Source organism: Nocardioides sp. (assembly GCF_031397825.1).
GTDB lineage: Bacteria > Actinomycetota > Actinomycetes > Propionibacteriales > Nocardioidaceae > Nocardioides.
Map to the genome: position 1 here is coordinate 1 of NZ_JANNML010000192.1, position 19,433 is coordinate 19,433.

Here is a 19,433-nt window from a genome sequence, read left to right on the forward strand (position 1 = left end):
CGCCCCCGCCCCCGCCCAGCCCCGGGGGGGGCGGCGGCGCCGGGCTCTCTCTCCCCCCCGCCACCAACCCCCCCCCCCCCCGCGCCGGGGCTAGCTCGCCTTCTTGGCAGCCGCCTTCTTGGCGGCGGTCTTCTTCGTCGCGGTCTTCTTGGCTGTGGTCTTCTTGGCCGGTGACTTCTTGGCCGTCGTCTTCTTGGCGGGCTTCTCGTCAGCGTCGCCGGAGTCGCTCTCACCTCGCGCGGTCTTGGCCGCGTCGACGGAGCGCTGGAGCGCCGCGAGCAGGTCGACGACCTCCCCGGAGGACTTGGTGGAGGTGGGGGTGCGCTTGATCTCCCCACCCTCGATCTTGGCCTTGACCAGGGCCTCGACGGCGCCGGCGTAGTCGTCCTCGAACTCGGAGGCGTCGAAGTCGCCGGCGAGGGTCTCGACGAGCATCGTGGCCATCGTGACCTCGGCGTCCTTGACCTCGCCGGCATCGACGCTGAAGTCGGGCTGACGGATCTCGTCGGGCCACATCATCGTCTGCAGCACGATGACGTCGTCGCGCACGCGGAGCACGGCCACCGAGGTGCGCTGACGCAGGGCGACGGTGACGACGGCCATCCGGTCGGCGTCCTTGAGGGCCTGGCGCAGCAGGGCGTAGGGCTTGGCGCCGGTCTTCTCGGGCTCGAGGTAGTAGCTCTTCTCGAAGAGCATCGGGTCGATCTGGTCGCTGGGCACGAACTTCTCGACCGCGATCTCGCGCGACGACGTCGACGGCAGCTCGGCCATGTCGTCATCGCTGAGGATGACCATCTCGCCGTCCTCGGTCTCGTAGCCCTTGGCGATGTCGGCGTAGGGGACCTCCTCGCCGTCGATCGAGCAGACGCGCTGGTACTTGATCCGTCCGCCGTCCTGGGCGTGCACCTGCCGGAACGAGACGTCGTGCGACTCGGTCGCGGCATAGAGCTTCACAGGCACGCTGACGAGGCCGAAGGAGACCGCGCCCTTCCAGATCGCTCGCATGGGAAGCCTCTCGGTGTGACGGGAGTTGTGACGGGTGGTGCCGGTGTGGACCGCCGCGGCCTCCAGTATTCATCGCGACCGCCTCAGCGGCCACCACCCGCACGGGTGCGCCCCCTGGTCCGCCACGCCTCGAACGCCTCGCGCGATGTCCTGGTCGGGGTGTAGCCGAAGACCTCCTTGAGCCGGTCGTTGGCGAGCACGGGGCGGAACTGGAGGAAGCGCGTCTGCTCCGGACCGTACGACGTGAGGCCGATCCGCTGGCCGATCATCAGCGCGATCCGCAGCGTCGGCTCGGGGATCTCCAGCACCTTCTTCCCCAGGGAGGCGGCGATCTCCGCGATGGTCAGCGCGCCGTCCCCGGCCACGTTGAAGACGCCTGTCGCCTCGCCCGTGACCGCCTGCTCGATGATCGCCACGACGTCGGTGTCCCAGATGAACACGAAGGGGGAGTCGGCGCCACGGATCTTGAGCAGCCGCGGCCGCTCGAAGAGCGCGGTGATCTGGTTGTCGACCCGCTCGCCGAGGATCGTGCCGATCCGCAGCACGACCTGCTCCAGCTCCGGGTGCTCCGACCGGGCGACCACCAGCATCTCCTCCACCTGCCGCTTGTGGTCGGAGTAGGCGAACTCGACGTTGCCGCGCACCGGGTCGTCCTCGGTCAGCCAGCCGCCGTGGGCGCGCCCGTTGTCGGGGTGGTAGCCGTAGGCGGCACCGCTCGACGACACGACGACGCGACGCACCCCGTGGGCCAGGCACGCGTCGAGCACGTGGCGCGATCCGTCGACGTCGACAGCCCGCTCGAGCTCTCGCGAGGAGTCCTTGCCGGGCGTGACGATCGAGGCGAGGTGCACGACCACCTCGGGCTCGCAGTCGGCCAAGGCCTCGGACACGGCACCCGCGTCACGCACGTCGACCACCACGTGGTCCACGCCCGCGACGGCCGTGGGAGGCACCTGCAGGTCCGCGCTCGTGACGCGATGACCGGCCCGAGCGAGACCCGCCACCACCGACGACCCGAGGAAGCCGTTGCCGCCGGTGACCAGCACCGCGGTCATGCCGCGACCTCCGACGAGGCGGGCGTTGCGGGCGCCGCCACGCCCCGCACACGCCGCCACAGGATCGCCACGGTCAGCCCGGCGATGATGTCCCAGATGCCCCACCAGGCGGCGACCAGTGCCATCCCGCCGAGGCCGTCGAAGTAGGTGAACACCAGCAGCAGCCCGAGCCCGGCGTTGCGGATCCCGACCTCGAAGGTCATCGCACGCACGCTGGCGTCGGGCAGCCGCGTCGCCCGCCCGATGCCGTAGCCGAGCAGCAGCGCCAGCGCGTCGTGGAGGAACACGGCGAGCAGCACGACGCTGATGTAGTCGACGAAGATGTCCCAGTTGTTGGCGACGCCGATGACGATGATCGCCGCGAGCGCGACGTAGGACAGCGGCCCGATGATCCGGTGCCCCACGGAGGCCACGCGCGGCCAGAGCCGGGCGATCGCGATGCCGGCGACGAAGGGCAGCCCGATCACCAGCCCGACCTCGACGAGCATGTCGAGCGCACTCAGGTCGATGTCCTCGAGCACCTTCTTGCCGGTCGGGTGCAGCCCGCCCCAGAACGCCACGTTGAGCGGCATCAGCACGATCGCGAGCACGTTGCCCACCGCCGTCATCGACACCGACAGCGCCACGTCACCGCCGGCACGGTGGGTGAGGATGTTGGACACGTTGCCCGGCGGGCAGCACGCGACCAGGATCAGTCCGAGCGCCACCGACCCACGCAGGTCGAGCACCAGGGTGAGCACGAACGTGATCGCCGGCAGCAGGAGGAACTGCGCCACGATGCCGATCGCGATCGCCGCCGGCCTGCGGACGGCCGCCGAGAAGTCCGACAGCTGGGTGTCGAGCGCGATGCCGAAGAGGATCGCCCCGATCACGATCTTGAGCGTCGTCAGCGACGACTCCTCGAAGGCGATCCGGATGGTGTCGACATCGGTCACGACGTGAGCCCCTCGATCTCGGCGCGCACCGCGGAGCGGTAGGCGTCCTTGTTGACGTAGTAGGACATCCGCTCCAGGCCCAGGTAGCGATAGCCGCCCGAGAGGTCCGGTCGCGGCCCGGCAGCGCGCTCGTCCAACGCGGCGGCAGCAGCAGGGTTCGACCGTCGAGCCACGAGGTACGACGCCACGAGCTCGGCCTGTTCGTAGCGACCCTGCCAGCCGATGCCCGACGCCTCGACCATGCCGAGCACGAAGAGGTCGGGGTCGGCCTGGGTGAAGATGTTGAGGTAGAGGTCCGGGGCGGTGCCGAGCCCCTTCCACTGCAGCAGCGCGGGGTCCACGAACGGGTAGTGCAGGTGATAGCCGGTCGCCAGGACCACCACGTCGTAGGGCGACCCCGTGCCGTCGACGAACTCGACCGACGACCCCGCGAGCCGTCGTACGTCGGGCCGCACGCGGAGGTCACCGTGGCCCAGGTGGTGCAGGACCAGCGAGTTCACGATCGGGTGCGACTCGTAGATCCTGTAGTCGGGCTTCGGGAAGCCGAAGCGCACCGGGTCGCCGGTGAAGAGCTTGAGCACCCGCGTGTCGATCGCCTGCTTGATCCGAGGTGGCAGGGGCTTGCCCTGGTTGAGGGTGTCGGCGGGCTTGCCGAAGAGGTACTTGGGGACGAAGTAGTAGCCCCGGCGAACGGACAGGTCGACCGAGGCGGCGTGGTGCACGGCGTCCACGGCGATGTCGCAGCCGGAGTTGCCCGCGCCGATGATCAGCACCCGCTTGTCGGTGAGGACCCGGGGGCTCTTGTAGGCACTGGTGTGCAGCACCTCGCCGTCGAAGGAGCCGGGGAGGCTCGGGACCGACGGCTCACTCAGCGTGCCGTTGCACACCAGGACCCCGGCGTGCCGGTGCTCGGTGCGCACGCCACCGACCTCGACGGTGACCGTCCACCCACCGCCGGGCCGGGGCCGGGCATCCACGACCTCGGCACCGAAGGTGAAGCCCGAGGTGAGGTCGAAGCGGTCGGCGAAGTCGCGGAAGTAGGTGAGCAGGTCGCGGTGCGAGGGATAGTCCGCGACCTCGTCGGCCATCGGGTGCTCGGAGAACTCGGTGGTCCGCTTCGACGAGATCAGGTGCGCCGACTCGTAGACGGTGCTGCGCGGCCCGTCGATGTCCCAGAGCCCACCCACCCCGGCGGCCAGCTCGTAGCCGACCCAACCGATCCCCGCGCGCTGCAGGTTGCGAGCGGCCGCGAGACCCGACGGTCCGGCCCCGATCACGGCGTACGTCATGTCCTCCACGACAGGCATGATGTCGTCATGCGTCCCATGCTGGCCACCAAGGGCACCCACGTGCCGGTCGGCGACGCCTGGTCGCACGAGGTCAAGTGGGACGGCGTGCGGATCCTCGCCGACACCCTCCGCGACGCGGACGCGACACGGTTGTGGAGCCGCAACGGCAACGACGTGACGCCCGCGTGGCCCGAGATCTCGGCCGGCCCGCTGGCCGGTCGCGACGCCCTCGTCGACGGCGAGGTGATCGCGCTCAACGACAAGGGCGTGCCCGACTTCCGGGTCCTCCAGGACCGCATCCACACCCGCAAGGCCACGACCGCGCTGCGGCTCGCTGCGAGCACCCCCGCGACGTTCATGGTCTTCGACCTGCTGCGCCTCGACGGCACCGACCTCACCGACCAGCCCCTCGAGCGGCGCCGCGAGCTGCTCCACGGCCTCGGTCTCGACGGGACCTGGCAGGTGCCGGCGTCGTACGACGACGGGCAGATGCTCCACGAGGCCACGCTGCAGCAGGGTCTGGAGGGCATCGTCAGCAAGCGCCGCACCTCCCGCTACGTCCTCGACCAGCGCTCCCCGCACTGGGTCAAGCTCGCGCACCGCCACCGGCATTCCTACGTCGTCGGTGGCTGGCGGCCCCAGGAGGGCACGACCGACCGGCTCGCGGCGGTGCTCGTGGGGGAGCCGACGCCCGACGGCCTGCTCTACCGCGGCCGGGTCGGCAGCGGCATCGGCGGCAAGCAGGGACGCCTGCTCAGCGACCTGCTCGCTCCGCTGGCCACCGGTGCCAGCCCCTTCACCGACGAGGTGCCGCGCCTCGACGCCCTCGGCACCCGCTGGGTCGAGCCCACCGTCGTCGTCGACGTCGACACCCACGGCCTGGGCTACTCCCGGCTGCGCCAGCCGTCCTTCCAGGGTGTGCGCACCGACGTGAGGGCCGAGGACCTGTGAGCGAAGCGCGAGACCGCGTCGGTCCCGAGCCGGGCGACGACCGTGTGGCTGCGGTCGAGCTGCGAGCTCACCGGGGGGACCTGTGAGCCCCGCCAAGAAGCCGGCCTACGACAAGCAGGAGGTCCTCGTCGACGTCGAGGGCCGCACCCTCAAGATCAGCAGCCTCGACAAGGTGCTCTTCCCGCGCACGGGCACGACCAAGGCGGAGGTGCTGAGCTACTACGCGCAGATCGCACCGGTCCTCCTGCCTCACCTGGTGGACCGGGCGGTGACCCGGATCCGGTGGCCGCACGGCGTGGGCGACATGAGCTTCTTCGAGAAGAACGCCCCCGCCGGCACGCCCTCGTGGGTGCGCACGGTCACCGTCCCCACGACCGGCAGCCGCACCGGCACCGGCGACGGCACGCTCACCTTCCCGATCGTCGACGACCTCGCCACGCTGACCTGGATGGTCAACCTGGCCGCGCTCGAGCTGCACGTGCACCAGTGGACGGTCGGCCGCAACGGCCGCCCTCGCAACGCCGACCGCATCGTGATCGACCTCGACCCCGGGGAGCCCGCCGGTCTCCACGAGTGCTGCCAGGTCGCGCTGCTGGCGCGTGTCAAGCTCGCCGAGCGCGGCCTGACGGCCAAGCCCGTCACCAGCGGCAGCAAGGGCCTCCACCTCTACGCGGACCTCCCGCGCCGGCTGCCCAGCGACGACGCGACGGCGCTGGCCAAGGCAGTCGCCGAGGAGCTCCAGGGCGAGCACCCCACGCTCGTGACGGCGACGATGACCAAGGCCAAGCGCGGCGGCAAGGTCTTCCTCGACTGGTCGCAGAACGCCGGCTCCAAGACCACGATCTCGCCCTACTCCCTGCGCGGCAAGGAGAAGCCCTACGTCGCCGCGCCGGTGTCGTGGGCGGAGGTCGAGGAGGGCGCCGACGACCCGCTCGGCCTGGAGCAGCTGCGCTTCCACGAGGTGCTGCAGCGGGTCGCCGAGCAGGGTGACCTCTTCGCCTCCTGAGGTCTGCTCGACTGGCCTCCGGAGGGTGTTACCCAACCGTGGACCCGGCGTGGGCCCGACGTTCCCGCGACGTGGCGGGCCGACTCGTAACGTCGTGGACACGCTCGTCGTTGGGCCCGCTGGGAGGTGTCATGAAGGTCGCGATCACACGCAAGCTCCTGCTGTCCGTCGCCGCGGTGTTCCTGGTGGCCGCGGTGGCAGCCCTCAGCGGCGTCCCGTGGAGCCAGGCCAGCGGCTCCGAGTCCGGGGTCGAGCTCGTCGCCCGGGACAGCCGGGCCACGCTCACCGTGACGGGTATCCAGCCCGGCGACACGGTCGTGCGCTCCGTGACCATCCGCAACTCGACCACCGCAGCGGTCCGGGTCGCGTTCACCGAGCAGGGCGCACCCGCCACCGCGCAGGGCGGCCAGCTGCAGCTGCGCATCGACAGTGAGGGCCGGCAGGTCTTCGCAGGCGCGTTCGGCGCCATGGCCGACCTCACCCAGGACACCGGGCAGCTCGCGCCCGGAGCGTCCGCGACCTTCCGCTTCACCGTGACGCTGTCCGACGACGCGTCCTACACCGCCCCCGGCCAGGAGGTCGCGCAAGCGACCTACGCCTGGGTACTGGTGCCCGTCACCTGACCAAGCACGCACCAAGCACGCAGCATCTCGGGAAGGATGTGGCCGTGGAGATCGCCCCGGCACCGCCGCGACGCCGGCTCTCCCCGCGCGCCCGTGTGCTGCTGGCCGTGGGCATCTTCGGGCCCGTGACCCTGCTGGCCCTGCTGCCGACGATGTTCGGCCTCCAGCGCTACGTCGTGGCCAGTGACTCCATGAGCGGCGGCATCGAGCGCGGCTCGGTGGTCTTCGAACGCCGGGTGCCGGTCGGTGACCTGCGGGTCGGTGACGTCATCACCTACGAGCGGCCCGAGGCGGCCGACTCCGGCGGCCTCGTCACCCACCGGATCGAGTGGATCGACGGCGCTCGTCTCCAGACCCGCGGAGACGCCGAGAAGGGTCCCGATCCGTGGCTGGTGGCGCTCGACGAGCCCACGATGTCGCGGGTCGTCATGGCCGTCCCCTACGTGGGATATCCCTTCATCGCGCCGATCGGGCCGTCCGTGTGGCTCCTGGTCCTGCTGGTGCCGGGCGCGCTGCTGGCCTTCCTGCTCGTCCAGGACGCTCGACGGGCCCGGAGGGCCCCGGCGCAGATGCCGCACCGAGTCGGGACGTCTCCGAGATAGGCGGCCTTGCTGCCCCTATGCTTCGGAGCGTGGCACACAGGGTTCTGGTCGTCGAGGACGAAGAGGACATCGCTATCCCTCTCGTCCGCACGCTGGAGCGCGAGGGCTACGACGTCCTGTGGGTCGACAGCGGCCAGCGGGCGCTCGACGAGCTCCAGTCGCGGTCGGCCGAGGTCGTCATCCTCGACCTGGGCCTGCCCGACATGGACGGCCTCGAGGTGTGCCGCAGGGCCCGCGACGGCGGCTACGAGGGCGCGATCATGATCGTCACGGCGCGTGCCGGTGAGCTCGACCGCGTCGTGGGGCTCGACTACGGCGCCGACGACTACCTGTCCAAGCCCTTCGGGCTCGCCGAGCTGCAGGCGCGCGTCCGCGCCCTGATCCGGCGTACGTCGGGTGCCAACGGCCACGGCGACGAGGCCGACGAGGGCGCCCTGCGCATCGACGTCGCCGCTCGGCGGGTCTACGCCGGTGAGGACGAGGTGCCGCTCACGGGCAAGGAGTTCGACGTCCTCAACATCCTGGCCGCCCACCGCGACAAGGTGGTGTCCCGCGGCCGGCTGATGGCCGACGTCTGGGACGAGAACTGGTACGGCTCGACCAAGACGCTCGACGTGACGATCGGTCGTCTTCGCCAGAAGCTCGAGAGCGTCGGAGTCTCGGAGCGGGTGGTTGCAGTTCGAGGCGTGGGTTTCCGCCTCGAGGGCAGCCCCCCCGATGCGTGAGCGGCTGACGCTCAGCTTCGTCCTCGTCACCCTCGGACTGCTGCTGGTGGCCGGGCTGGTGCGCTCGGTGACCCTCGACGGGATGCAGCGCGAGCGCGAGGGCGAGCACATCTTCCGCGAGACGACGACCCTCGCCGCCGTGGTCGAGGCGCGCCAGGAGCAGCGGGAGCCGATCGACGCGGCGTTCCTCAACGACTACGTCGGCGCCGACACCGCCATCATCTACGCCCCCGACTCCGGCGCCGGTGACGTGGTCGAGGTGCGGGGGCCCGACTACGAGGCGGGAGACGGTGGGATCTCCTCGACGGTCACCCTCGACGACGGGGAGCTGACCGTGCGGCAGTCGCAGGACGCGATCGGAGACGTCTTCCGCAGGGACGTGTGGTCCCTGGTCGTGCTGTTCCTGCTGCTGGGGGTGGTCTCGGCGCTGATCGGCTTCGCGATCTCGCGCTCGCTCTCCGAGCCCTTCCAGCGCCTCGCCGTGGCCGCGAGCGCGCTCGGTCGCGGTCGCTTCGACCTCGACCTGCCGGAGACCCGGGTGCCCGAGGCCCGGGCGATCTCCGAGGCGCTGCGCTCCAGCGCCGTCGCGCTGCGTGACCGGCTCGAGCGCGAGCAGGCGTTCTCCATGCACGCCTCCCACGTGCTGCGCACGCCGCTGACCAGCCTCCGTCTCCACCTCGAGGAGCTGGCCCTGGACACCGAGCTCTCCGAGTCGGCACGGGCCGCGGCGGTGCGGGGCATGTCGGCGGTCGACGAGGTCAACGAGGTCGCCGGTGAGCTGGTGAGCCTGTCGCGCCAGGGACTGATCGGCGGCGAGCAGGTGCCGTTGCGCGACCTCGCGACCGGGTCCGCGCAGGTCTGGGCCGACGAGCTCTCCGGGCTCGGCCGCGGTCTCACCGCGGCCGTGGAGGGCGACCTCGAGCTCACCTTCACCCCCGGACCCATCGAGCAGATCCTGGACCTGCTGCTGCGCCACGTCGTACGCCAGGGGACCGGTGACGCACGGCTGGTCTTCGACGGCGACGCCCAGGGCCACCTCCGCATCGTCGTCACCGCTGCGCGACTCGCCTCGTCTCGCGAGGAGACCCTCGTCGAGGAGGCGCGCGCGGTCGTCGAGGCGCTCGGCGGGCGGCTCCACTCCGACGCGGCCGACGGCACGGGCATCGACCTCTCGGTGCTGCTGCCGCGACGCTAGCGCGCGATGAAGGTGCTGATCGCGTCGTTGACGACGACCGGCTGCTCGAGCTGGAGGAAGTGGCCGGCGTCGGCGACCACCCGCATCTCCGCGCCGTCGGGCAGCCGGGTCGCGGCACGCTCCGCGATCGCCGCCTGGAGGCAGCCGTCGTCGGCACCGTGGAGGTTGAGGCTCGGCACGGTCGGCATCGCGGTCCAGGTGCGGTGCCAGTCGGCGTAGGCCGCCGGGACCGCCCACACCCGCGGCACCGCGCGGTAGTAGCCGATCACGGCGGAGCGCTGCTCGGGTGTCCGCACGCTCTCCAGCAGGTGCTCGAGGTCCTCGGTCGCGTCGTAGCCCGGTGACCACGCCGCCCACAGGTGACGCACCAGCCGCTCGAAGCTCCCCTCGGGCAGGAGCGGCAGCTGGTGGAAGAGGGTGTACCAGCTCAGCCGCAGCTGCGTCGGCGCCAGCCGCAGCGCGTGCCACCCGGTCAGGCCCTCCGACATCGCCCGGATGGGAGGCACGGCGAGCGTCACGACCGCGCGGTAGGGGTTGGCCTCGTGCGCCCCCAGACCGTTGGCGGTGATCGCTCCCCAGTCGTGGCCGACGAGCACGGCCCGCTCGTCGCCGCCCAGCACGTCGTGGAGCGCGGCGGCATCGGCCATCAGGGCCCCCACCTGGAAGCACCGGTCGGCCGGCACTGCCGACGGGCCGTAGCCGCGGGTGAAGGGCGCGACGACGCGGTGCCCGCGCTCGGCGAGGTGCGGCCCGAGGTGCCGCCAGGTCCACGCCGTGTCGGGGAAGCCGTGCAGGGCCACGACCAGCGGGCCGTCGTCCGGTCCCCACGCCAGGGCCTGGAGTCCCACCTGGGGCAAGGACAGCTCAAGGGTCTCGGGACTCGTCGTACGCATGGGGTGAGTCTGCCCCCTGCCCGCCGCCTCTAGGCGGAGTCGGCGGCGGCCTGGAGCTCGGGGGGGACCTCGGAGGAGATCACCGAGGCGTGCCAGCGTGACTCGCGCCAGCCGTCGGGGGTCTGCTTCCAGATGATGGTGGCCACGCAGCTGAAGCGCGCCGTGTGCGGCCCGAGGGTCAGGGTCTGCTCGAACTCCAGCACCCCGTAGCCGAGCGGACCTGCGTCGAGAGCGCGGTAGTCGACGATCGCCGAGTCGGTGGCCGCCCCCATCGTGTCGAGCGTCGCGAAGAGCGTGCGGAACCAGTCCTCCCACCCGGCCCGGTCGCGCACCGGGCGCGCCATGCCCGAGGGGTCGATGTCCACGATGCCGAAGTCGTCGTCGCAGAGGGCGGCCAGGGTGTCGAAGTCGTGGTCGCGCACGCAACGCAGCAGCGTCAGGGTCTCCTCGTAGAAGGGCTGGTCCCGGAACTGCTCGGGAGGGGCGTCGAGGGAGGAGGCGGCGCTCGTGGTTGTGGTCTCGGTGGTCATGGTGATCCTTCGGGGGTTGCTCTGCGGTCCCGGCGCAGGCGCCGGGACCGCAGAGTGGATGGGAAGCGGGTCAGACCGTCGAGGCCTGACGGCCCTTCTCCGGGCTGGACAGGTCTGGCTCGCCGGGCTCGAGGTAGCCCTCGTCGCGCGACTTCGCCAAGGCGATGGCCAGGACCAGCAACCCGAAGAGAGGCTTGGCCAGGACGTCGGCAACCGAGTAGCCCACCTGGCGCAGGACCTCCGCGGTGACGGGGTCGTCGATGACCGCCGGCACGAAGTAGGCGATCGGGTAGACCGTCCAGGTGATGACCAGGATCCAGCGCAGACCGCTCAGGAGGCGGGTGACCCCCGGAGCCTGCCGACCCAGGGAGTTGCCCAGCTCCACGAAGAGCACGTAGAGGATGTAGATGAACGGCAGCGTCCCGACGATGCCCCAGACGACCTTCGCGGTGCTGTCGGGTGCCGCGAGCTCACCGGGATAGCCCGCGATGATCATGGCCAGAGCGGCGACGGTGAGGCGCACCAGCAGGCTGCGCGTCTTCCCCGAGTCGAGCTTGAGCACCACCACGAGCTCGGCCAGCAGCAGCGGGACCGTCAGCAGCCAGTCGACGTAGCGGTAGGCCTCGTTGAACGGGATGCCGTCCTGGACGTACTGCCCGCCGGTGTAGGTGAACGCCTCGACCCACGAGTTGAAGATGCGCACGTAGTGGTAGAGGGCGATGCCGACCACGATCGTGGACAGCGTGATGGCCATCCGGTGGCGGGGAGAGACTCGGCCGCGCACGAGGATGAAGAAGAGCAGGGACGCCCCCATGGAGGCGATGACGAAGGAGAACGAGTTGTAGACCAGGTCGTACTGACCCTGGCTGAGCGTGAGGTCCACGTGGGACTCCTTTGGCTACGTGGTCGCCGCGACGCGCGGCGTCCTCTCAAAGTTAGCAAGGTTTAGTCGGAATTAGTATTGATTAGTGTAAAAAAATTGCTCCGACTAGAGTCAGGCCATGCCCACGGCTCCCCCGGTCGACCTGCACGCCGCCGCGGCGGAGCTCGGAGTGCACTACCAGACCGCCTACCGCTGGGTGCGGACCGGGCGTCTCCCGGCGGTCAAGGTGGCCGGTCGTTACCAGGTCGATCGCTCGGCCCTCGAGCGCTTCGCCCACGACCGCGCCGCTCCCTCCGCGGTGCCGACGCCCGGGCCCAGGCGTCTGAGCGGTCAGGCCGAGCGCATGCACGAGGCGCTCGTCGCGGGGGACGACACGACCGCGCGCCGGATCGCGCGCCGGCTCGACGAGGAGGGCGCCACGATCAGCGACGTGATCACCGAGGTCCTCAGCCCACCGCTGCAGCGCATCGGCCAGGCCTGGCGCGACGGCGAGCTCTCGATCTGGGTCGAGCACCGGGCGACGGCGATCGTCGAGCGGATCCTCGGAGAGCTGACCCCGACCCCGCGGGGGCGGCGCCGCGGCACGGTGGTGGTGGCCGCTGTCTCGGGCGACCTGCACGCGCTGCCCACCGCGATGGCGGCCGCCACGCTGCGCGCCGACAACTGGCAGGTGGAGCATCTCGGGGCCGACGTCCCCCCCGAGGAGCTGGTGCACTTCTGCGCCGCCCACGACGTCTCGGTCGTCGCCCTCTCCCTCACCAACGTCGCCGTCGCCGATGTCGCCGAAGGGCTGGCCGCGACGCTGCGCGGCGCCGGCACGCCTGTGGTCCTGGGAGGGGCCGGGCGTAGCCTCGACGACCTGGTCGCCGAGGTGCGCGAGGCCGTCAGTCACTAGGTGCTGCCAGCGGTCCGTCCGGGCCCGTGGCTGCCGAGCGACGCCGGTGCGGGTCAGCCCGCGCTCGTGCTCACGTGTCCTTGCCGAGCAGCACCCGCAACCGCTCGTACTCCGCCTCGTCGGCCGCGCGCTGCTCCTCGGCGTTGAGTCCCGCGGTGCGATGCGCGTCGGCGGCGATGGCCGCGACATAGGACTCGACCCGGGCGCGGTGGGCGGCCTGGTAGTCCGCCGAGGTCGTCGGGTCGATGAAGTCCCAGGGGATGGTGACGTCGTCCTTGGTCCACTCGCCCATCGAGGGGAAGCTGCCGATGAAGCGGACGCCCTGGGTGGTGAAGAAGAGGTAGTAGGAGCCGTTGGCGTCGGTGCAGTCGAGACCGCCGGCCTGGCCCAGGTCGGCGTAGAGGCTGTTGACGAAGTCGCGCCAGCGGCGCTCCATGACGGTCGTCAGGAAGTCCGCCATCGTGTCGATGCGTTCGTCGAGCGCCGCCGCCATCGCGCGGGTCTCGGAGATGTAGTCGGAGCGGGGAGGATGCTCGGCCATGGCCGTGAGTCTGCCTCACCCGTCACATCCGTGGTCCCTGTCCACAGATTCTCTCCGAGGTATGGCGCAGGCCTGAGAGCCTGACTTAGGTTCGGTCCCAGGAACCTGACTCGGGAAACGGGGACCGACGTGGCGATGACGCACGCGGAGACGCTCGACCAGCACCAGGCGCTGGTCGACCACCTCGACGAGCGTGTGCGCGCCCTCGTGCGCGGCGAGGGAGTCGACCCGCAGCGTGACGCGACCGTCGTACGACGCATCGCCGAAGGCGTCGTCCGCGAGTACGACGAGCGCAGCCTGACCGGCCAGGTCGCGCCGGTGCCCGACGTCGGCACGATGGTCGGCGAGCTGGTCGCCCGGGTCTCGGGCTTCGGCCCGCTCCAGGCCTTCCTCGACGACCCGGCCGTCGAGGAGGTGTGGATCAACGACCCGTCGCGGGTCTTCGTCGCCCGACACGGCCGCCACGAGCTGACCAACCTGATCCTCACCCCGGCCCAGGTCGCCGAGCTGGTCGAGCGGATGCTCAAGTCGAGCGGTCGCCGCATCGACATCTCGCAGCCGTTCGTCGACGCGATGCTGCCCGAGGGGCACCGGCTCCACGTGGTCCTCGAGGGCATCTCGAGAGGCTTCTCGGCCGTCAACATCAGGAAGTTCGTGCTGCGGGCGGCTCGGCTCTCCGACCTGGTCGAGCTCGGCAGCCTCACCCCTCGGGCCGCGACGTTCCTCGAGGCGTCGGTGCGAGCCGGCCTCAACGTGATGGTCGCCGGCGGCACGCAGACCGGCAAGACGACCATGCTCAACTGCCTCGCTGCGGCGATCCCCGGTGGCGACCGGGTGGTGTCGGCGGAGGAGGTCTTCGAGCTGCGCTTCCCGCACCCGGACTGGGTGCCGCTCCAGACCCGGCAGGCCGGGCTGGAGGGCACGGGGGAGATCCGGCTGCGCGACCTCGTCAAGGAGAGCCTGCGGATGCGGCCCTCGAGGATCATCGTCGGGGAGGTCCGGTCCGAGGAGTGCCTCGACCTGCTGCTGGCGCTCAACTCCGGGCTTCCCGGCATGGGCACGATCCACGCCAACAGTGCGCGGGAGGCGCTCGTCAAGATGTGCACCCTGCCGCTGCTGGCAGGCGAGAACATCTCGGCCCGGTTCGTCGTCCCCACGGTGGCGAGCTCGGTCGACCTCGTGGTCCACCTGGGCATCGACCGGCACGGGGTCCGGCGGGTCGACGAGGTCGTCGGGGTGCCCGGGCGCGTGGAGAGCGACGTGATCGAGACCGAGACGATCTTCGCGCGGCGCGGGGGAGACCTCGAGCGGGCCAACGGGATGCCACCACGGCCCGAGCTCTACGAGCGGGCCGGGATCGACGTCCACCGGATCCTGGGGGAGGGGCGCTGATGGGGGCATTGGTCGGGCTCGGGGTCGGGACCGGGCTGCTGCTCGTCTGGTCCGCGTTCTTCCTGCCGCGCCAGGGTCCCCGTCCCGCACGCGGCGTGAGCCGGAGCGCGCAGCTGCTGGCCCGCGCCGGGCTCGGTGACGTCTCGCCGACCGGTTTCGCCTTGCTCTGCCTGGTCTCCGGGACGATCTGCGCAGTCGTGCTCCAGGCCGTCTCCCGCACCGCCCCCGTGGCGCTGGCGTTCGGGGCGATGGGCGCCTACCTCCCGGTCGCCATCGTCGCCGGCCGCGCGCGGCGGCGTCAGCGGGAGTTCGCCGAGGTCTGGCCGGAGGCGGTCGACAACCTCGCCTCCGCCGTGCGCGCGGGGCTCTCGCTCCCCGACGCCCTCGCGGGCCTGGCCGTGCGCGGCCCCGAGCCGTTGCGGGACGCCTTCGACGCCTTCGCCCTCGACTACCAGCTGACGGGACGCTTCGGCGACTGCCTCGACCGTCTCAAGGCCCGGCTCGCCGACCCGGTCGGTGACCGCGTGGTCGAGGGGCTGCGCATCGCGCGCGAGGTGGGTGGTGGCGAGCTCGGACGCCTGTTGCGCAACCTCTCGGGCTACCTGCGCGACGAGGCGCGGACCCGCTCCGAGCTCGAGGCCCGCCAGGCCTGGACCGTCAACGGTGCCAGGCTCGCGGTGGCCGCGCCCTGGCTGGTGCTGCTGCTGATGTCGCTGCAGTCGGAGGTGATCCGACGTTACGCCTCACCCGCCGGCGTCGCCGTGCTCGTGGTCGGTGCCTCGCTCTGCCTGGTGGCCTACCGCCTGATGATGCGCATCGGCCGCCTCCCGGTGGAGAGGCGGATCCTGTCGTGACGCTGCTGCTGTGGGGTGCTGTGCTCGGCGCGCTCGCCGGTGCCGGCCTGGTGCTCGTCGTCGCGCGGGTGCGCGTCATCGGTCGTCCCCAGCTGGCGACCCGGGTCCTGCCCTACGTCCGCGACCTGCCACAGGTGGGGCGCACGCCGGCACTACGGGTCGCCTCGACCTCGCCGACGTCGGCAGCGGTCGGCGTCTTCGGGCCGGTCCTCCGCGCGTTGGCCGACGGGGTCGAGCGAGTGCTCGGGGGCGCGGTCTCGGTGCGTCGCCGGCTCCAGCGGGCCGCGATCGACACGTCCGTGCACGACTTCCGGGTCGAGCAGGTGCTGTGGGGGCTGGCCGGGTTCGTGCTGGTCGCCGCCTACGGCGTGCTCGAGACACTGACCGACCCCGGTGGTGAGCTCATGCTGGTCGTGCTCTGCGCGATGGGATTCGCGGTGGGCGTCATCGCGCGCGACAACCATCTCTCGGGCCAGGTCAAGGCGCGCGAGCGTCGCATCCTGGCGGAGTTCCCCACCATCGCCGAGATGCTCGCCCTGGCCGTCGCGGCGGGCGAGAGCCCGGTGGCCGCCCTCGACCGCGTCGTACGACGCAGTGGCGGCGAGCTCTCCACCGACCTGGCCCACGTGCTTGCGGCCGTCCGCACCGGCGAGCCGGTCTCCTCCGCCTTCGACGACCTCGCCGCGGCCAGCGGGCTGAGCCTGGTCTCCCGCTTCGCGCAAGGGATCGCGGTCGCCGTCGAGCGCGGCACCCCGTTGGCCGAGGTGCTGCACGCCCAGGCCGCCGACGTGCGCGAGGCAGGGCGCCGCGAGCTCATCGAGGTCGCCGCCCGCCGCGAGATCCTGATGATGGTGCCGGTGGTCTTCCTGGTGCTGCCCGTGACCATCCTCTTCGCCTTCTGGCCCGGCGTCGTGGGCCTCGACCTGACCACTTCGTGATGTCTCGAGGAAAGGACCTCATCATGGGCAACACCGCACTGCAGCTGTTCACCCGTCTCCATCTCGCGCTCGTCGCGCCTCGCGAGCGTGACGAGCGTGGTGACGTGCCGGGCTGGGTGCTCGTCACCGTCAACAGTGGTGCCTGAAGACTCGCGATCATCTTGAGCCCGAGCGGCGATCCGCTGACATCGCACAAGAGGGGGCTTTACTCTTCGGGCATGCATCGACTCGCCCTCCTGACTCTGCTCGCCCTGCTTCTGTCTGGCTGTGGGGAAGGCGGCCCCACCGATGCCGAGAAGGCGGAGGCGTCAGCGTCGGCCGACGCCGAGCGGTTTGCTGAGGCAGCAGCCGAGAACGCCGAGGAGGCCGCGGCGGCCGAAGAGGCCGAGGCGGAGCGCGTTCGAGCAGCGAAGACTCGTCGCTTCCAGGCGTGCACGAAGGGGACCAAGCCATTGATGTCTGCTCTGCAGCAGATCAACTCCCGGCTCTCGATCGGGATGAACTTCGACGAGTATGGCGACCGCGTCGGCGACGCCCAGGTCGGCTACGACCAGGTCTTCGCAGGCCCGGACCTCGAGAGGACCTGCCTGCTGAAGGTAGGGGTTCCGCTCGAGGGCGCCTTGAACAAGTACATCGAGGTCTTCAACATCTGGAACGACTGCGTGCAGGACTACTACTGCGACTTCAACGAGGGCGAGACGAACGACAAGGCGCAGAAGCGATGGGGCAAGGCCACCACCATGGTGGCCGCGGCCGAGAAGGGGCTCAGCGGGTTGAAGCCCTGAGGCTGCCCCCAGCGCCACGAGCGGCAGCTCGTTGCTCGCGGAGCCGCTGCAACCGGCGCACGACCATCGGGTCAACCTGCAGCGCCTCCGGTTGATCGATGATCCAGTTGAGCCGCTGGTAGTAGCGCGTCATGCCGAGGCCGAACTCCTCGCGCACGGCGGTCTCCTTGGCGCCGGCGTACTTCCACCACCGGCGCTCGAAGGCGAGGACCGCGTGGTCCTGTTCGGTCACCTTCTGTGCGCTCATGCTCAGGGACGGTAGGCGGGACCGCCGACATCGGCGTTACGGGAGGCAGGCGACCGCGGCTACCGCGGCTTTGGAGTTCGCGACGCTGTCGCGGATCTCGGCAGCGGGACCGCTCTTCGTGAACTCGCCCCAGTTGAAGAACTCTAGGGACGACTGGGACGCCAGCACGAGCCCCTTGCCGCCCTCCTCCAGCGACGAGGAAACGATCGCTTCCTGGAGTTCGTCGTCGCTGGTCTGGACCCTGATCGCAACGGCCATGTAGTCGGCGCCGTCGAGCAGGAGCGCCGCACCTTCGCTGAGCCCACTAAATGCTTCATCTTCTACAGGCACACCGAATGCCACGCCTTGAATCGTCACCCCAGGCCGAGCCCCGTCACCGAAGGTCCTAGTGCGAGCTGGTGACAGCTTGATGCAATTGCTCTCAGGGCTCACCGCCGTCGCCTCAGTAGGTTCCGGCTCGGTGGACTCCGTTCGAGCAGGCTTCCCGCGGGGCGATGTCTCAGCTCCCTCGCCGACGGACTCGTCTTCGGGAAGGAACGGACCCACGATGATGGCAAGCAGGACGAAGGCAATGATGCCGGCCGCGAGTTTGTGGGCACTGGCCCACGCCAGGATCGAGTTCATGGTCGAAGAATGCCCCGCTTCTAGGATCCCACACTGCACTTGGCGCTTCTTCGCATTGCGCCGTGGCTTCGCCGCTGGTCTGTTGGCGACGAAGCCCCCGCCACCCGGGGACGGATGACGGGGGCCTCAATGGTGCTGGGGTCAGCAGTTGCCCCAGATGCCCTTGTCGGCCTGCTTGGCCTTGCGCTGGGCGGCGCGGTAGGAGTCGACGCGCTTGAAGGGCTTGTCGAAGACGAACACCTTCGCGTGGCCCTGGTTGAGCTGGTTGCGGCCGACGTCGATCTTGCCCTTAATGACGTAGCGAAGGATCCGGCCGTACCTGTCCTTGAGGTCCTGGGTGTTGTCGGAGATCAGGAGCACTCGGGTGCCAACGGGCAGCATCTTCTTTGCGGCCTTGGAGGCGGCGGGTCCGCCACACTCCTTGCCACCGAAGACCTCGGGGGTGTCGATGCCGAGGACGCGGACGGTGCGCTTGGGGCCGCCGATGAGCTTGACCTCGTATGTGTCGCCGTCGATGACGCGGACGATCTTGGCCTTCTGGCGCCTGGTCGGTTCAGGCTGCGACCCGCCACCGGGTTGCTGTCCACCGCCGCCCTGACTCGTGGAGCAGGGGCAGGGGTTGGACTCGCACGCGACGCCGTCGCCGTCGTCGTCGAGGCCGTGGGGGTCGGACTGGGGGCCGCCGGCGTTGATGTAGAAGTCTTGGGCTGCCTTCTGGGTGTTGAAGTCGCCGCAGTCGCGGTCAGCGACCGCGTGAGCGGCGGGGACACCGGCGCTGAAAACGAGAGCGCCGGTGAGCGCGATGAGCAGCGCGCCGAGGTAGTGGCTGATGCGTTGCATGATCGGCGGTCAGGCCTTTTCGCAGGCGATGCCGTCGTTGTCGCGGTCCAGGTCCCCGTTGTGGCGCTCGGCACGGTTGTAGATGTCGTTGGAGCGCTTGAAGTTGGTGACGTTGCCGCCGCGGTCGTTGGCGCCACGGCGTCCGACACCGTGGGGGAAGCGCTTGTTGAAGTTGGTGCAGTTGTCGTGGATGCCGGTGGTGTGGGCCTCGGCCGGGGTGGCGACGACGAGGGCGGGGCCGACGGTGAGGGCGGTGGCGATGAGTAGGCGGGCGATGGTGCGCATGGGGGGTTCCTCCGTGGGGGGGTGTTGTCTGGACCAGTGGAGGTTAAGCCGGGGTGCCTACCGTTGGTGGTGGAACACAGGAACTCGCGGGTTCGCTGGGTCCGCTGCGATTAGGGTCGGGTCATGTTCTGGCTGGTCACGGCAAGCCTGTTTGTGCTGATCGCGCTTGCGGTCGGGGCAGCTCGACGGCCCAGCGCCACTGTCACCCCGACCCCCAAGCCGTCGCCTCCTGCACAGCGCACCCGCTCCATCGCCGACAACCTGGCCGAGATCGTGGCTGAGCAAAGGGTCGAGGCGGCGAAGATCGAGGCCGAGATCCTGCACGAGGTCGAGCAAGTGA

General features: G+C 70.5%; 25 protein-coding genes. 13 read left to right on the forward strand and 12 right to left on the reverse strand.

Annotation, left to right across the window (positions count from 1 at the left end; all coding sequences use genetic code 11):
• Window positions 1-90: 90 nt before the first annotated feature.
• The 4 genes from RMN98_RS16395 to RMN98_RS16410 form a co-directional block, all read right to left on the reverse strand.
• Window positions 91-1,005, reverse strand: coding sequence for a Ku protein (locus tag RMN98_RS16395; protein WP_309649886.1), 915 nt, complete (start codon window positions 1,003-1,005; stop codon window positions 91-93).
• 83 nt (window positions 1,006-1,088) lie between these two features.
• Window positions 1,089-2,060, reverse strand: a complete 972-nt coding sequence (locus RMN98_RS16400; RefSeq protein ID WP_309649887.1) for an NAD-dependent epimerase/dehydratase family protein — start codon at window positions 2,058-2,060, stop codon at window positions 1,089-1,091.
• On the reverse strand, window positions 2,057-2,995 hold the full coding sequence (locus tag RMN98_RS16405) for a bile acid:sodium symporter family protein (protein ID WP_309649888.1): 939 nt from the start codon (window positions 2,993-2,995) through the stop codon (window positions 2,057-2,059). Before RMN98_RS16405 ends, RMN98_RS16400 begins: the two co-directional genes overlap by 4 nt.
• Entirely contained in the window at window positions 2,992-4,302 is a 1,311-nt protein-coding gene (locus RMN98_RS16410; protein ID WP_309649889.1) for an NAD(P)-binding domain-containing protein, read from the reverse strand. Before RMN98_RS16410 ends, RMN98_RS16405 begins: the two co-directional genes overlap by 4 nt.
• Window positions 4,303-4,311: 9 nt before the next feature.
• Between RMN98_RS16410 and ligD (RMN98_RS16415) the strand changes: the two genes are divergently transcribed.
• The 6 genes from ligD (RMN98_RS16415) to RMN98_RS16440 all read left to right on the forward strand — a co-directional run bounded on the left by ligD (RMN98_RS16415) (window position 4,312) and on the right by RMN98_RS16440 (window position 9,386).
• The gene (gene ligD / locus RMN98_RS16415) at window positions 4,312-5,235 is read left to right on the forward strand and encodes a non-homologous end-joining DNA ligase (protein ID WP_309649890.1); all 924 of its coding nucleotides are present in this window, start codon (window positions 4,312-4,314) and stop codon (window positions 5,233-5,235) included.
• 82 nt (window positions 5,236-5,317) lie between these two features.
• Entirely contained in the window at window positions 5,318-6,241 is a 924-nt protein-coding gene (gene ligD / locus RMN98_RS16420; RefSeq protein ID WP_309649891.1) for a non-homologous end-joining DNA ligase, read from the forward strand.
• Window positions 6,242-6,372: 131 nt separating this feature from the next.
• The gene (locus RMN98_RS16425) at window positions 6,373-6,864 is read left to right on the forward strand and encodes a hypothetical protein (RefSeq protein ID WP_309649892.1); all 492 of its coding nucleotides are present in this window, start codon (window positions 6,373-6,375) and stop codon (window positions 6,862-6,864) included.
• Window positions 6,865-6,908: 44 nt separating this feature from the next.
• Window positions 6,909-7,466, forward strand: a complete 558-nt coding sequence (locus RMN98_RS16430; protein WP_309649893.1) for a signal peptidase I — start codon at window positions 6,909-6,911, stop codon at window positions 7,464-7,466.
• Window positions 7,467-7,483: 17 nt separating this feature from the next.
• Entirely contained in the window at window positions 7,484-8,191 is a 708-nt protein-coding gene (locus RMN98_RS16435; RefSeq protein ID WP_309649894.1) for a response regulator transcription factor, read from the forward strand.
• Window positions 8,184-9,386, forward strand: a complete 1,203-nt coding sequence (locus RMN98_RS16440; protein WP_309649895.1) for a hypothetical protein — start codon at window positions 8,184-8,186, stop codon at window positions 9,384-9,386. The genes RMN98_RS16435 and RMN98_RS16440 overlap by 8 nt, the downstream gene beginning before the upstream one ends.
• On the opposite strand, the gene RMN98_RS16445 is transcribed toward RMN98_RS16440, so the two are convergent.
• The 3 genes from RMN98_RS16445 to RMN98_RS16455 form a co-directional block, all read right to left on the reverse strand.
• The gene (locus RMN98_RS16445; RefSeq protein WP_309649896.1) at window positions 9,383-10,279 is read right to left on the reverse strand and encodes an alpha/beta hydrolase; all 897 of its coding nucleotides are present in this window, start codon (window positions 10,277-10,279) and stop codon (window positions 9,383-9,385) included. The two genes, RMN98_RS16440 and RMN98_RS16445, sit on opposite strands and share 4 nt — an antisense overlap.
• Window positions 10,280-10,308: 29 nt before the next feature.
• Window positions 10,309-10,809, reverse strand: a complete 501-nt coding sequence (locus tag RMN98_RS16450; protein ID WP_309649897.1) for a nuclear transport factor 2 family protein — start codon at window positions 10,807-10,809, stop codon at window positions 10,309-10,311.
• Window positions 10,810-10,879: 70 nt separating this feature from the next.
• On the reverse strand, window positions 10,880-11,692 hold the full coding sequence (locus RMN98_RS16455) for a bacteriorhodopsin-like (protein WP_309649898.1): 813 nt from the start codon (window positions 11,690-11,692) through the stop codon (window positions 10,880-10,882).
• 118 nt (window positions 11,693-11,810) lie between these two features.
• On the opposite strand from RMN98_RS16455, the gene RMN98_RS16460 reads away from it, so the two are divergent.
• Window positions 11,811-12,587 carry a cobalamin-dependent protein gene (locus RMN98_RS16460; protein ID WP_309649899.1) on the forward strand — a complete coding sequence of 259 codons (777 nt, stop codon included), beginning with the start codon at window positions 11,811-11,813 and terminating at the stop codon, window positions 12,585-12,587.
• A 70-nt stretch (window positions 12,588-12,657) separates the two neighbouring features.
• Here the strand turns inward: RMN98_RS16460 and RMN98_RS16465 are convergent, their stop codons facing one another.
• Window positions 12,658-13,128: a hypothetical protein gene (locus tag RMN98_RS16465; RefSeq protein ID WP_309649900.1), complete on the reverse strand. Its 471-nt coding sequence runs from the start codon at window positions 13,126-13,128 to the stop codon at window positions 12,658-12,660.
• Between the two features lie 135 nt (window positions 13,129-13,263).
• On the opposite strand from RMN98_RS16465, the gene RMN98_RS16470 reads away from it, so the two are divergent.
• The 5 genes from RMN98_RS16470 to RMN98_RS16490 all read left to right on the forward strand — a co-directional run bounded on the left by RMN98_RS16470 (window position 13,264) and on the right by RMN98_RS16490 (window position 17,097).
• Window positions 13,264-14,520: an ATPase, T2SS/T4P/T4SS family gene (locus tag RMN98_RS16470; RefSeq protein WP_309649910.1), complete on the forward strand. Its 1,257-nt coding sequence runs from the start codon at window positions 13,264-13,266 to the stop codon at window positions 14,518-14,520.
• The gene (locus RMN98_RS16475; protein ID WP_309649901.1) at window positions 14,520-15,374 is read left to right on the forward strand and encodes a type II secretion system F family protein; all 855 of its coding nucleotides are present in this window, start codon (window positions 14,520-14,522) and stop codon (window positions 15,372-15,374) included. Before RMN98_RS16470 ends, RMN98_RS16475 begins: the two co-directional genes overlap by 1 nt.
• Entirely contained in the window at window positions 15,371-16,312 is a 942-nt protein-coding gene (locus tag RMN98_RS16480; RefSeq protein ID WP_309649902.1) for a type II secretion system F family protein, read from the forward strand. Before RMN98_RS16475 ends, RMN98_RS16480 begins: the two co-directional genes overlap by 4 nt.
• 23 nt (window positions 16,313-16,335) lie before the next feature.
• The gene (locus RMN98_RS16485; RefSeq protein ID WP_309649903.1) at window positions 16,336-16,458 is read left to right on the forward strand and encodes a hypothetical protein; all 123 of its coding nucleotides are present in this window, start codon (window positions 16,336-16,338) and stop codon (window positions 16,456-16,458) included.
• 72 nt (window positions 16,459-16,530) lie between these two features.
• Window positions 16,531-17,097: a hypothetical protein gene (locus RMN98_RS16490; RefSeq protein WP_309649904.1), complete on the forward strand. Its 567-nt coding sequence runs from the start codon at window positions 16,531-16,533 to the stop codon at window positions 17,095-17,097.
• Here RMN98_RS16490 and RMN98_RS16495 read toward each other — a convergent pair.
• The 4 genes from RMN98_RS16495 to RMN98_RS16510 all read right to left on the reverse strand — a co-directional run bounded on the left by RMN98_RS16495 (window position 17,078) and on the right by RMN98_RS16510 (window position 19,093).
• Window positions 17,078-17,344, reverse strand: a complete 267-nt coding sequence (locus RMN98_RS16495) for a DUF3263 domain-containing protein (RefSeq protein ID WP_309649905.1) — start codon at window positions 17,342-17,344, stop codon at window positions 17,078-17,080. The genes RMN98_RS16490 and RMN98_RS16495 overlap by 20 nt on opposite strands.
• Window positions 17,345-17,380: 36 nt before the next feature.
• Entirely contained in the window at window positions 17,381-17,968 is a 588-nt protein-coding gene (locus RMN98_RS16500; protein WP_309649906.1) for a hypothetical protein, read from the reverse strand.
• 141 nt (window positions 17,969-18,109) lie between these two features.
• Entirely contained in the window at window positions 18,110-18,808 is a 699-nt protein-coding gene (locus RMN98_RS16505; RefSeq protein ID WP_309649907.1) for a thermonuclease family protein, read from the reverse strand.
• A 9-nt stretch (window positions 18,809-18,817) separates the two neighbouring features.
• Window positions 18,818-19,093: an excalibur calcium-binding domain-containing protein gene (locus tag RMN98_RS16510; protein WP_309649908.1), complete on the reverse strand. Its 276-nt coding sequence runs from the start codon at window positions 19,091-19,093 to the stop codon at window positions 18,818-18,820.
• 123 nt (window positions 19,094-19,216) lie between these two features.
• Here RMN98_RS16510 and RMN98_RS16515 point away from each other — a divergent pair.
• On the forward strand, window positions 19,217-19,433 hold a 217-nt coding region (locus RMN98_RS16515), incomplete at its 3' end, for a hypothetical protein (protein WP_309649909.1).